The organism is Polaribacter vadi (assembly GCF_001761365.1).
Taxonomy (GTDB): Bacteria; Bacteroidota; Bacteroidia; order Flavobacteriales; family Flavobacteriaceae; genus Polaribacter; species Polaribacter vadi.
This window is the reverse complement of sequence record NZ_CP017477.1, coordinates 1,180,315-1,193,880: the sequence shown is the minus strand read 5'-3', so window position 1 is coordinate 1,193,880 and position 13,566 is coordinate 1,180,315. Positions and strand designations below refer to the sequence as shown.

General features: G+C 28.9%; 9 protein-coding genes. 5 read left to right on the top strand and 4 right to left on the bottom strand.

Going from position 1 to position 13,566, the window contains the following annotated elements; all coding sequences use genetic code 11:
* The first annotated feature begins 207 nt into the window (after nucleotides 1-207).
* Entirely contained in the window at nucleotides 208-849 is a 642-nt protein-coding gene (locus tag LPB03_RS05280; RefSeq protein WP_065318933.1) for a DUF4291 domain-containing protein, read from the top strand.
* Between the two features lie 211 nt (nucleotides 850-1,060).
* A complete protein-coding gene (locus LPB03_RS05275) occupies nucleotides 1,061-1,609 on the top strand; it encodes an REP-associated tyrosine transposase (protein ID WP_065318934.1) in 549 nt (182 codons plus the stop codon).
* Between the two features lie 306 nt (nucleotides 1,610-1,915).
* Here LPB03_RS05275 and LPB03_RS05270 read toward each other — a convergent pair whose 3' ends face one another.
* The 4 genes from LPB03_RS05270 to uvrA form a co-directional block, all read right to left on the bottom strand.
* Nucleotides 1,916-4,369: an alpha-ketoacid dehydrogenase subunit alpha/beta gene (locus LPB03_RS05270; protein ID WP_065318935.1), complete on the bottom strand. Its 2,454-nt coding sequence runs from the start codon at nucleotides 4,367-4,369 to the stop codon at nucleotides 1,916-1,918.
* A 142-nt stretch (nucleotides 4,370-4,511) separates the two neighbouring features.
* Nucleotides 4,512-7,325: a gluzincin family metallopeptidase gene (locus LPB03_RS05265; RefSeq protein WP_170324201.1), complete on the bottom strand. Its 2,814-nt coding sequence runs from the start codon at nucleotides 7,323-7,325 to the stop codon at nucleotides 4,512-4,514.
* A 203-nt stretch (nucleotides 7,326-7,528) separates the two neighbouring features.
* Nucleotides 7,529-8,236, bottom strand: a complete 708-nt coding sequence (locus LPB03_RS05260; protein WP_065318936.1) for an LOG family protein — start codon at nucleotides 8,234-8,236, stop codon at nucleotides 7,529-7,531.
* Between the two features lie 77 nt (nucleotides 8,237-8,313).
* Nucleotides 8,314-11,136, bottom strand: coding sequence for an excinuclease ABC subunit UvrA (gene uvrA, locus LPB03_RS05255; protein WP_065319373.1), 2,823 nt, complete (start codon nucleotides 11,134-11,136; stop codon nucleotides 8,314-8,316).
* A 110-nt stretch (nucleotides 11,137-11,246) separates the two neighbouring features.
* Between uvrA and LPB03_RS05250 the strand changes: the two genes are divergently transcribed.
* The 3 genes from LPB03_RS05250 to LPB03_RS05240 all read left to right on the top strand — a co-directional run bounded on the left by LPB03_RS05250 (nucleotide 11,247) and on the right by LPB03_RS05240 (nucleotide 13,549).
* Nucleotides 11,247-11,474: a PspC family transcriptional regulator gene (locus LPB03_RS05250; protein ID WP_065318937.1), complete on the top strand. Its 228-nt coding sequence runs from the start codon at nucleotides 11,247-11,249 to the stop codon at nucleotides 11,472-11,474.
* A 3-nt stretch (nucleotides 11,475-11,477) separates the two neighbouring features.
* On the top strand, nucleotides 11,478-12,476 hold the full coding sequence (locus tag LPB03_RS05245) for a potassium channel family protein (RefSeq protein WP_065318938.1): 999 nt from the start codon (nucleotides 11,478-11,480) through the stop codon (nucleotides 12,474-12,476).
* Nucleotides 12,477-12,649: 173 nt separating this feature from the next.
* Entirely contained in the window at nucleotides 12,650-13,549 is a 900-nt protein-coding gene (locus LPB03_RS05240; protein WP_065318939.1) for an SDR family oxidoreductase, read from the top strand.
* Nucleotides 13,550-13,566: the final 17 nt, after the last annotated feature.

Here is a 13,566-nt window from a genome sequence, read left to right as displayed (position 1 = left end):
ACTAAAGTAATAAAATTTGAAATAGATTGGTTTACAGATTGTGTTAAAAAAGGAAATGATATCTTTATGTATTGTAATCTTATATTGACAAATCAATTTATAAAATTAATAGTTGCTGCTGGTTTTTGTTACAAAGCTTGTGTATTTTCTGTTTTGTTAATTAGTTTTAAATTTTTTATTGGATTATTAATTTTGATAATTTAAAATATGAATATAAAAACAAAATTATATAAAGATCAACTAAAAGATTGGCCAGAAAAGGGACATCATATAATGGCTCAATTTGATGATGAAAAAGTAGTTGTATATCAATCTTACAGACCAGAAATAGGGAATTTTGCATCTCAAAATCAATATTTTGGTGGTGCTTTTAGCGTACATAGAATGACTTGGATAAAACCAAATTTTCTTTGGATGATGCACAGAAATGGTTGGGGTACAAAAGTTGGTCAAGAAATTGTTTTGGTAATTCATTTAAAACGAGAAGCGTTTGAGCGTTATTTAAATCAAGCAGTTTATTCTAGTTTTCAAGATGATATTTATGAAAGCAAAGAGGATTGGCAAGTTGCTGTAAAACAATCAAATATTAGATTGCAATGGGATCCAGATCATGATCCTTTTGGAGATAAATTAGATAGACGAGCCATTCAATTAGGAATCAGAAACCAAGAAATAATAAAATATGCTAAAGATGATATTTTAGAAATTGAAGACATCTCAGAGTTTGTTAAAGAACAACATCAATTTGTTTTGAATAATGAGTTGGATAAGTTATTAATCCCAATTGAAAAGCCTTTTATTCCAAATGATAGGCAAACATTTAAATTGTTGAAATTAAGTGATGATTAATACCGAAATAAATTCATAGATAACCTAATTAGCGCAAGCATCTTGCTCATGAACGTAAACAACTTCTATATTTTGCTTAATAACAAAATGTTATCATTTAAAAAAAAGAAATCATTTTTTAAACAATTTTGGTTTTAATGCTTTCTAGAATCAACTAACTGCTCACAATCGCGTGTTTAACTAACAAGAGAAAATTGATTATTTTAGCTATATGAGCAGAAAATATAAGTTTAGAGAAAAGTCAGGTGCTTATTTTATAAGTTTTGCAATTGTAAACTGGATAGATGTATTTACAAGAGATTTATATTATAATTGTATTACAGAGTCTTTAGATTTCTGCAGAAAAAACAAAGGAATGGAAATTTATGGATATTGTATTATGACAAATCATATTCACTTAATATTTCGTTCTTCTTTAAATGATCCCTCAGGTTTAATAAGAGATTTTAAAGGTTTTACATCTAGGAAACTTTTGAAAATGATAGAAGAAAACGCGCAAGAAAGTAGACGCGATTGGATGTTATGGATGTTTGAAAGAGCAGGTAAAAAAAATAGTAATGTAGCCAATAAACAATTTTGGCAACAGAATAACCATCCAATAGAAATATGGTCATTAAAAGTTTTTGAACAAAAATTGAATTATATACATCAAAATCCTGTTAAAGCAGGTTTTGTAACAGATCCAATAGATTGGAAATATAGTAGTGCTAGAAATTATGGAAATGATGATGCTACTATTTTAGAAATAGACTTAAATTAGATTAAAGCACGAGCAAGATGCTCGCGCTAACTTTGTTAAATACCAAAGACAATAATCAAAATTCTAAAAATTATTAGTTATTTTTTTCTTTCATAATCGTTAGCGCGAGTTTCAAACTCGTGCCAATAAAGTTTGGAAGATATAGTTTTAGCTTTTTTTTATTGAATTTTTAAATTTTTACATAAATCCTTTAAGTTAATTTTTGGTACGAGCAAGATGCTCGCGCTAACTTTTTGACTATATTATTAAAACCAGAAACCCCAATCAAATTTGATTGGGATTTCTGGTTTTTTATATTAAAAAGAATTAATACAAACTCTTAAACTTATTAGGATTAAACTCGTGCATTATTTCATACACTTTTTCAAAAACATCTTCAGCAGAAGGTTTTGAAAAATAATCGCCATCAGTTCCGTAAGCAGTTCTGTGAGATTTTGCTGTTAGGGTAGAGGGTTTGCTATCTAAATATTCATACCCATTTTGATTCTCTAAAATTTCTTGTAAAAGATAAGCAGAAGCTCCTCCAGGAACATCTTCATCAACTACCAATAATTTGTTGGTTTTCATAACACTTTTTACAGAATCGTGATTTATATCAAAAGGTAATAGACTTTGCGCATCAATAATTTCTATATCTATACCAACTTGTGCTAAATCTTTGGCTGCATCTTCTACAATTCGTAAGGTAGAACCATAAGAAACAATAGTCATGTCAGTTCCTTCTTTGATGGTTTCAACAACGCCAATTGGAGTTTTATATTCGCCTAAATTGGTTGGTAATTCTTCTTTTAATCTATAACCATTTAAACATTCTATCACTAAACCAGGATCATCACCTTCTAAAAGGGTGTTGTAAAAACCAGCAGCTTTGGTCATGTTTCTAGGAACCAAAACATGAATTCCTCTTACATTGTTAATAATGCCACCCATTGGAGAACCTGCATGCCAGATTCCTTCTAATCTATGTCCTCGAGTTCTAATAATTAATGGCGCTTTTTGTTTTCCAAAAGTTCGGTAACGTAAAGTCGCTAAATCATCACTCATAATTTGAAGTGCGTACAATAAATAATCTAAATATTGTATTTCTGCAATGGGTCTTAAACCTCTCATTGCTAAACCAATTCCTTGTCCTAAAATGGTTGCTTCTCTAATTCCAGTATCAGAAATTCTAAGTTCACCATACTTTTCCTGTAAACCTTCCAAACCTTGATTTACATCACCAATAAAACCAGCATCTTCTCCAAAAATTATAACATCTTTATGTTTTGTTAAAATAGCATCAAAATTATCTCTCATAATAATTCTAGCATCAACCAAATTTTTATCTTGAGCATACGTTGGCTTTTCATCTAAAACACTTGTTGCGCTTAAAGCAGTTTCACTTAATAAGTGAGTAGAATATTTTTTATGAGCTCTTTTTTGTGAAGTTTTAATGAAATTTTGAAGTTCAATTTTTTCGCCAAAATCTTCATCTCTTAAATACCATAAACATTTTTTTACAGTTGATAAAATGTCTTTTCTTGTAGGTTCAGAAATGGCACTTAAATCGTTTGTATATTTTTTAATGAAATTCTCATTTTTACTTTTTACAGCAACTCTTTTTAGTAAATCTGTAGCTTCTATAAGTTCAGATTTTATTTCATTTAAAAAAGCATTCCAAGCATTTCTTTTTGCATTGGTTACTTCTTTTTTAGCTTCTCTATCAATATTTATTAAATCTTCTTCTCCATCAACAAAACGTAAAATATCTCCACTTTCTGTTTCTAATTCAAAATCTAAAATCCATTCTCTGAATTTTGTAATACAATCGTGGTCTTTTTCCCATTGTAAACGATTTTTATCTTTATAACGTTCATGAGAACCAGAAGTTGAATGACCTTGTGGTTGTGTTAATTCTTTAACGTGAATTAAAACAGGTACATGTTCTTCTCTTGCAATTTTTGCAGCTTTTTGATATACATCCATCAACTGCACATAATCCCAACCATTAATTACAAAAATTTCGTACCCTTTATTTTTTTTATCTCTTTGAAAACCTTTTAAAATTTCTGAGATACTTTCTTTTGTAGTTTGATGTTTTGCGTGAACGGAAATTCCATATTCATCATCCCAAACACTCATCACCATTGGTACTTGTAAAACTCCAGCTGCATTTATAGTTTCAAAAAATAAGCCTTCACTTGTACTTGCGTTTCCAATAGTTCCCCAAGCAACTTCGTTTCCTTTGTTAGAAAACTTAGTTTTATCTTGAACACTTTTTTCGTTTCTATAAATTTTTGATGCTTGTGCTAAACCCAATAAACGTGGCATTTGCCCAGCTGTTGGAGAGATATCTGCACTAGAATTGTACTGTTTTGTTAAATCTTTCCAACTGCCATCATCATTTAAACTATGTGTTGCAAAATGGCCACCCATTTGTCTACCAGCAGACATTGGATCTGCATCTATATCTGTATGTGCATATAAACCCGAAAAAAATTGTTGAGCAGTTAACTCGCCAATTGCCATCATAAAAGTTTGATCTCTGTAATATCCAGATCTAAAATCACCTTTATTAAAAGCTTTTGCCCAAGCTAATTGAGGCACTTCTTTTCCATCACCAAAAATTCCAAATTTTGCTTTCCCTGTAAGAACTTCTCGTCTACCAAGTAAACTACATTCTCTACTAACTTTAGCAATTTTATAATCACTTAAAACTTCTTTTTTAAAATCGTTAAAAGTAATTTCTTGCTTATTTAAAGGAATCGTTTTCTGCAACATAATTTTTGGATTTAATAATTACAAAGATAGTTTTTTTAGTTGATATTTAAAAATAACGTATTTTCTTAAGAATATGTTAAGAAAGTCATATAAATAACTACTTTTGTTAGGAATTACACAATAAGCTGATTTTTGTTTTAATTTACAAAAGACCTCTTCTAAAGAAATTATAGATTGCTGTAACATTTCCGTTAATGGTAAATCTAATTTTTTCTGGATAAGCACCTTGAGAAACTTCCCAGCCATTATTTGAATATAAAGGAAAATAAATTTCAAAAATATGATGAATAAAATTTAGTCGAATTCCATTATTATAAGCAAAATATAAAGGTACTTGTTTGTTTTTTAGAAAAGCAACATCGTTATAAAACTCAACCCATCTCCATAAACCAATGCTAGAATTTAAAGAAAGCATATATTGGTTTGCATATCTTGTTGGTAATACAGATTTAAAACCACCTTCAGCAATAATAAATTGCTGACTAAAAATACCAGATTCTTCAGAGCGTCCGAAATAATTTAATTGAAACAAATAATCATTTGCTCTATCTAAACCAAAACTAAAATAATCTCCTGTAGATCTATTGCTTAAAAAGGAACCAGCAAATAATCTAAAATCTAATTGAGTATCTGAAGTAGATAATGTTCTATAGCGAATATCTGCTGCAACTTTAGAAAAGTTATCGGCAATTTCTAAGCTATAATTTTGCCTAAATTCTTCAATAATATCTGGATTTACATAATTGTAACTTAAACTAAATACACTGTAGTTATCTTCAGCTGTTTTAATTTGACCAAAAGGTATTTCTTTATCAATATGTAACAATTTTGCTTTAATAGATTCTTGAGTGGCATCTCTTAAATCTTTTCTTTTAAAAATCATATTTACAAATGGCGAAAATGATTTGTAAGATAAATTTGGAGCATAGTCAGAAGTAGCTCCACCAATACCATAAACCATTTTGTAAATACTAGTATCTTCGAAATATTGGTTGTATAAAACAGAAAATGAACCTACAACTGAACCACTTTTGGTGGCGTAAGAAGGTGCAATTGAGAACTCTAAATTTCTTTTAATTAAAGGTTTGTTATGTAAACTCACGCCTAAAATTAAACCATTATAAAAATTATAAGCAAAATTGGGTTGATAAAATATTTGATTATAATATGGGTCTTGAATATCTTTTATCAAACTAAATTTTAAGGGTTTGTTAAAGATTTTATCTTGTAATCTTTTCCAATTATCCAATGTATTTAATTCTGGATATAAGTTTTCGTAATTTAAAGTAACCTTATTAACACCTTGTTTTGGAATGCTAACTGTTGTAGTATCATCAATCCCAGTTAGCCATTTTTTGTATATAATTTCTCTATCATTCAGACCATATAAAAGCACAGGTGTAGTTATGTTTCTTTTATTTCTGATAGTTACTTGCAAGCTATCTTCTTTTTCTACAAGTTCATCTATGGTGTAATCTATTTTTTTATTGGTTTTTATAAAATCACCAAAAAACCAATTCAAATTTTTATCTGTTTTAGATTCTAAAAGTTTTCTAAAATCTTTACTGTTTACTATTTTGGTTTGGTTTTTTTGATAAAACTCTTGAATAGTATTGTTTAAAGTGCTATCTCCAATAAAACCTTTTAAATATCTATAAGCTAATCCTGCTTTATATTTATTGGCTATTTTTCTATTAAAGTTTGATAAGGAGTCTGCAGAAGTTGTTAAAGATTGATCTAAAAAACTACGAGAAACAAATTGATATACTAATGGATATTTATCATTAAAATCTGCCTTAGAGATTTCGAACGTTCTTATAAACCAAGTATCAGAAAATTTACCAATTAATTTAGCATCAGGATAAAATTGCTCAATATATTCAATCATTAAATAATTCTGCAAACCATCTAACAACCAATAATCTTGTCTTTTATTTAAGAGCAAAGTATTTTCTATAAACTTTCTACTTAATGCTTTAAACATGGTTAAATCATATCTAAATTCTTCTTTAAAAGGTCTTAAAAAGCTAGGAAGTTGTGTTAAACCATAAACTGGATCTTTACTTTGTGTTACTTTATCAACATAAATTTCTTTGTGAGGATATTTACCTAAAAACTTTTCTAAAAAGGCAAATTCTCTTATTAAAGTAGCTATTGTTGTGCTATCACCTAACTCTTCATTATAAACATCTGTATAGACAACAACATTTTTGGTTTTAAAAGTTTTGAGTTGTTCTTTTTTGTTGATCCCTAAAATAACGTCAGTTTTACTTTTACCTACTAAGTAATAGTTTGTTAAAGCATCTTTTTTTGTTTTATGTTGATATAGGTTACTTTCTAAAATATATTCTTTTGGAATGTCTAAATCGATGGTGAAATCGGTTGCTTTCTCATATAAATCATCGATATTTAAGTTGCTCATTAGTTGCCAACCTTGATCGTAAACTGCTGGAGTTATATACCAAAAACGTAAATGGAAGCCCTCTTTAGTTTTTCCATAGCCCGTAAATTTTGCATTGGGTATTTTTACAGTATAATTTAATGATATTTTAACGCTATCATTTTTTAGAAGTGGTTTTAAAATATCAACCTCAAGAATATCAGCTTGGTTTTCAAGTTCACTAAAAGAAACATCCTCAAAATCTATGGTTAGATTTTTTATGGTGGTTTCTCCTAAATTTTCTGCTTTAGCAAAGTATAAATCTTTTCTAAAATCTTTAATGAACCTTTTTGATAAAGGTGTTTTTCGATCTCTAAAACTATTTGCCCAATTATGAAGATAAATTTTGGATAAAATGGAGTCTGTAGTATTTATAAAAACAATTTCTTGTTTTATAAATAACTCGCTTTTATCAACATTTAAATACCCTTTTATGTTAATAGAATTCTCTTGTGAATATGAGTAACTGCTTAGAAAAAAACAGAAAAAAACAACAATGTTTATAAGCCTTTTCAAATTAAATTTTTATCAATTTTAAAGGTTTATAAACATTGGTATGTAAAAAGTGTAATTTTATACTAAAAATATTCAAGTTCATTATCAACTAATTTTTATCTTATTAAAAGTAAAAAAAGTTTTACAATATTAGTCTTTAAAAATGAATTTATTGTAAATAAATATTAATGTGTTTTATTAAAAAAATCAAGAATAAATAATTCTTAGAAGTTAGGTTTTAATTGATATTTAGCGTAAAATTTATTTAAATGTTCTACAGCTTCATCAGCAGTATCAACAATTCTAAACAAACTTAAATCTTCTAAACCAATATTTTTTTCTGTGATTAAGGTATCTTTTACCCAATCTATTAAGCCTCCCCAAAATTTTGTGCCAACTAAAACAATCGGAAAACGTCCAATTTTTTTAGTTTGAATTAATGTGATAGCTTCAAAAAGCTCATCCATAGTTCCAAAACCTCCAGGCATTACAATAAAACCTTGTGAGTATTTTACAAACATAACTTTACGAACAAAAAAGTAATCAAATTCTAAATTTTTATCTTTATCAATCCAAGGATTGTCATGTTGTTCAAAAGGCAATTCTATATTTAAACCTACAGAAGATCCTTTTCCTCTTCTTGCTCCTTTATTACCAGCTTCCATAATTCCTGGTCCACCACCAGTAATTACACCATAACCATTTTGAGTTAATTTGTAAGCAATTTCTTCTGCTAATATATAATAAGGATGATCTGGCTTTGTTCTTGCAGATCCAAAAATAGAAACTGAAGGACCAATTTTACTTAATTTTTCATACCCATCTACAAATTCTGCCATTATTTTAAAAATAGCCCAAGAGTCATTTGTTTTAATTTCGTTCCAAGTTTTTTGCCCTAATTTTTCTTTTATTTTTCTATCGTCGTTCGTCATTATATATTTTTTTAATTTTTAAACAGCTTACTAAATTAGTACTTTTTTAAGTATTGAGCCTATTTTGTAAACTATTTTTAGTTTAATTCTTTTCGCAAAAATTTTGCTGTATAACTTGTTTTATGTTTGGCTACTTCTTCAGGAGTTCCTGTAACTAAAATTTTTCCACCTTTTTTTCCACCTTCCATACCAACATCAATTACATAATCTGCCAATTTTACAACATCTAAATTATGTTCAATAATTAAAACAGTATTTCCTTTATCTGCTAGTTTATTTAAAACGTCCATCAGCACTCTAATGTCTTCAAAATGAAGCCCAGTTGTTGGTTCATCTAAAATATAAAACGTATTTCCTGTATCTCTTTTAGATAATTCTGATGCCAATTTTATTCTTTGTGCTTCACCACCAGAAAGTGTGGTAGATTGTTGTCCTAGAGTAATATAACCCAAACCAACATCTTTAATCGTTTTTAATTTTCTGTGGATTTTAGGAATCATTTCAAAGAAATCGGTTGCATCTTCAATAGTCATATTTAAGACATCAGAAATCGATTTTCCTTTATATCTAATTTCTAAAGTTTCTCTGTTAAAACGTTTTCCTTGGCAGGTTTCACATTCCACTTGCACATCAGGTAAAAAGTTCATTTCAATAATTCTAACTCCTGCACCTTGACAGGTTTCACAGCGTCCACCTTTTACATTAAAAGAAAAACGACCAGCTTTGTAACCACGAATGGCAGCTTCAGTTGTTTTTGCAAACAAACTTCTAATTTCATCAAACGTTTTTGTGTAGGTTGCTGGGTTAGATCTTGGTGTTCTACCAATTGGAGATTGGTCAATATCAATCACTTTATCTACATGTTCTAAACCTTCAATTTTTTTGTAAGGTTTAGGAACTTTTACACCTCTATATATATGAGCATTTAAAATCGGATATAAAGTTTCGTTAATTAAGGTTGATTTTCCACTTCCAGAAACTCCTGTAACACAAATCATTTTTCCTAAAGGAAACTCAACTGAAACATTTTTTAAATTATTTCCAGAAGCACCTTTTAGTTTGATGGTTTTTCCATTGCCTTCTCTTCGAGTTTTAGGAACTTCAATCTTTTTTCTGCCAGTTAAATAATCTGTAGTTAAAGTTTTTGTTTTAATGATTTCATCATAGGTTCCAATACTTACAATTTCTCCTCCATGTTTTCCTGCTCCTGGACCAATATCTAACACAAAATCGGCCTTTTTCATCATATCTTCATCATGTTCAACTACCAAAACAGAGTTTCCAACATCACGTAATTTAATCAAAGAATCTATCAATTTTTGATTATCTCTTTGATGCAATCCAATACTTGGTTCATCTAAAATATATAAAACACCCACTAATTGCGAACCTATTTGAGTTGCCAAACGAATTCTTTGTGCTTCTCCACCAGAAAGCGATTTTGAGGTTCTATCTAACGTTAAATAATCCAAACCAACATCCAACAAAAACTGAATTCTAGTTCGTATTTCTTTTAATATTTCTGATGCAATTGTTACTTGTTTTTCTGATAAATCTTTTTCAATAGTTGAAAACCATTTTGCCAATTCTAAGACATCTAACTGTGCTAAATCGCTTATGTTTTTATCAGTAATTTTAAAATGAAGCGCTTCTTTTTTTAAACGTTTTCCTTCGCAAGTTTTGCAGGTAACTTCATCCATAAAACCTTTTGCCCAACGTTTTATTGAAGTGCTTTCTGCATTGTCAAATTGCCCTGTAATAAAAGCTACAATTCCTTCAAAATCTATTTTGTAGTTTCTTGTTACACCAACAGTTTTAGATTCTATTTTAAAAGCTTCGTTTCCACCATTTAAAATAATTTCTAAAGCTTCTTTTGGAATGTCTTTGATTGCATCTGTTAATTTAAATTGATAACGTTCTGCAATATTTTGAATTTGTTTAAAAATCCAGCTATTTTTTTGTTCTCCTAAAGGGATAATTCCCCCATTTTTAATAGAAATACTAGTATCTGGAATTACTTTTTTTAAGTTGATTTCTTGAGTAACTCCTAGACCATTACAAGTATCACAAGCACCTTTTGGCGAGTTGAAAGAAAAGTTGTTAGGTTCAGGATTTGGATATGCAATTCCTGTGGTTGGACACATTAATTCACGGCTAAAATATCGAGGTTTTTCTTCATCAATATCAATAACCATCATAATATTATTCCCAGAATATAAAGCCGTTTTTATGGTTTCTTCTAATCTTTTTTCTGATGATTCGTTTACTAAAAGTCGATCAATAACCACTTCAATATCATGCGTTTTGTATCTGTCTAAACGCATTCCTTTTTCTATTTCTTTAATTTCACCATCAACTCTAACTCTAACAAAACCTTGTTTAGAAATTTGCTCAAAAAGCTCACGATAATGCCCTTTTCTAGATTTAATTAATGGTGCTAAAACTGCTATTTTTTTATCAGCAAAATCCGTAGAAATTAATTCTTTTATTTGCTCATCTGAATAACTGACCATTTTTTCGCCAGTATTATAAGAGTATGCATCAGAAGCTCTTGCAAACAATAATCGTAAAAAATCGTAGATTTCTGTAATTGTACCAACTGTAGAACGTGGACTTTTATTGGTGGTTTTTTGTTCAATAGAAATTACTGGCGAAAGTCCGTCAATTTTATCAACATCTGGTCTTTCCAATCCACCTAAAAACTGACGAGCATAGGCAGAAAACGTTTCAATATAACGTCTTTGTCCTTCTGCATAAATGGTGTCAAAAGCTAAGGAAGATTTTCCACTTCCACTTAATCCTGTAATAACCACGAGTTTTTCACGAGGAATTTTTACATCAATATTTTTTAAATTATGAACTCTAGCTCCGTAAACTTCTATATATTCTTGATCTTTCAAATAAGGTATTTTTTTCAAAAGTGCAAAGTTAAGGATTCCTAATCATTTTAGATAAAAAAGTACAGAACAAATAAAGAGTTTGTATTATCTTGCAGGTAAAAATTTTAGAGATGAAATTTATACATTCAATACGTCATTTTTTTGAAAGGCATGGTTTTGGTTTTTTCCAAAGGCTAGCAGATAGATTGGGGATGCACGCAAAAAATGTACGAATCTATTTTATTTACGTAACTTTTTTTACAGTTGGTTTGTCTTTCGGATTTTACTTAACATTTGTCTTTGCAATGAAATTAAAAGATTTAATTTACACCAAAAGAAGTTCGGTTTTCGATTTGTAATCTATGAGAAATTTCGACTCTAAAATATATACAACCTTACTTTTAGTTGCATCTACTATTGCAGTAGGTACAATTGGCTATATGTGGTTGTCTCATTATACTTTTATAGATGCTGTTTATATGACTGTAATTACAGTTACTACAGTTGGTTTTGGAGAGTTAAGACCTTTTTCGCCCGAAGAAAAAGTATTTACAATTTTTTTAATTTTAACGAGTATTACTATTTTTGGATATGCAATTTCTGCCTTTTCAGAATATTTAGTAAGTGGAAAACTTTTTGATCATTTTAAACATAGAAACGTGGAAAAACAAATTAATAGATTAACAGGACATACTATTGTTTGTGGTTTTGGGAGAAATGGAAAACAAGCAATTTTAAAATTAACCAACTACAATAAAAAAATTGTGGTAATCGAAAATGATAAAGAAATTATAGATTTATTAGATGCAGAAGAAATTTTAAATGTGCAAGGAGATGCAACTACAGATGAGGTTTTGTTAAGAGCAGGAATTACAAATGCAGCAAATTTAATAACAACTTTACCTTCAGACGCAGATAATTTATTTGTGGTTTTAAGTGCGAGACAATTAAATAAAGATTTTAAAATTATAAGCAGAGCAAGTAACGAAAGTTCTTACAGTAAATTAAAAATAGCGGGTGCAGATAATGTAATTATGCCAGATAAATTAGGTGGAAATCATATGGCTTCTTTAGTGACAACTCCAGATGTTATTGAGTTTGTGGACAGATTAACAATTGAAGGTGAAACCACAGCAAATTTAGAAGAAATTGATGTTGACACACTTCCTGCAAAATACTTAGGAAAAACAATCTTAGATTTAGATTTAAGAAGACAAACAGGCTGTACAGTTATCGGTTTTAGAAATCCTGATAAAGATTACATTATAAATCCTGAAGCAAATAGTAAATTAATACAAGGTTCTCATTTAATTGTTTTAGGAAGGCCAGAACAAATCATTAAATTAAGAGAATTGTTTTAGGTGTTTTTCTCAACAGAACCCAATTTTTTCACACATATATACTGAAAATTATCAGGTTTACTCAATATTGATAAATTTTATAAAACAATCATGTATAATTTTAGCGTGAACATTTTTGATAATTAGAGAAACCTTTGTAAAAATAAAACGAATATTAGTATTAAAAATAATCAATGATTAAAGTAATTATAACAGGCAGTAATGGTTTGCTTGGGCAATCCTTATTAAATTTATTATCAGAAGAAAAAGAAAAATATGAAGTCTACGGTTTTTCAAAAGGTATAAATAGGAGTGGGAGAGAAGATTTCGCATATGTTTCTATTGATATTACGAATGAAGAAAATTTAAGAAAAAGTATCAAAGAAATTCAGCCAGATTTTATAATTAATACAGCTGCAATGACGCAAGTTGATGATTGTGAAAATAACAAACAAGCTTGCGATGTATTAAATGTTGATGTTGTAAAATGGCTATCAGAAATTGCTGAAGAAATTAATGCACACGTAATTCATATTTCTACAGATTTTATTTTTGATGGTTTAAAAGGGAATTATAAAGAAACAGATACACCAAATCCAATTAGTTATTATGGATTATCGAAATTAAAATCAGAAAAAGTTTTAACCAGTTCAAATATCAACTTTACAATTTTAAGAACCATTTTGGTTTATGGAAAAGTGTTTGATATGAGTAGAAGTAATATTGTACTTTGGGTAAAACAAATGTTGGAGGAAGGAAAAGAAATTACAATTGTAGACGATCAATATAGAGCACCAACCTATGTTTTAGATTTAGCAATGGCTTGTAAAATTTCTATGGATAAAAAAGCAACAGGAATTTTTAATATCTCATCTAATAAATTAATGAGTGTTTTTGAAATTACACAAGAAATTGCAGAGGTATTTAATTTAGATAAAAGTTTATTAAAACCAATATCTACATCAACCTTAAACCAAACAGCGCCAAGACCTGCCAAAACAGGTTTCGATTTAAGTAAAACGAATAGAGAGTTAAACTTTTATCCAAAAACTTTTAAAGAAGATTTACAAAAGTTTAAGGAAACGTTATCGTAAAATCATTTTTAACTGTT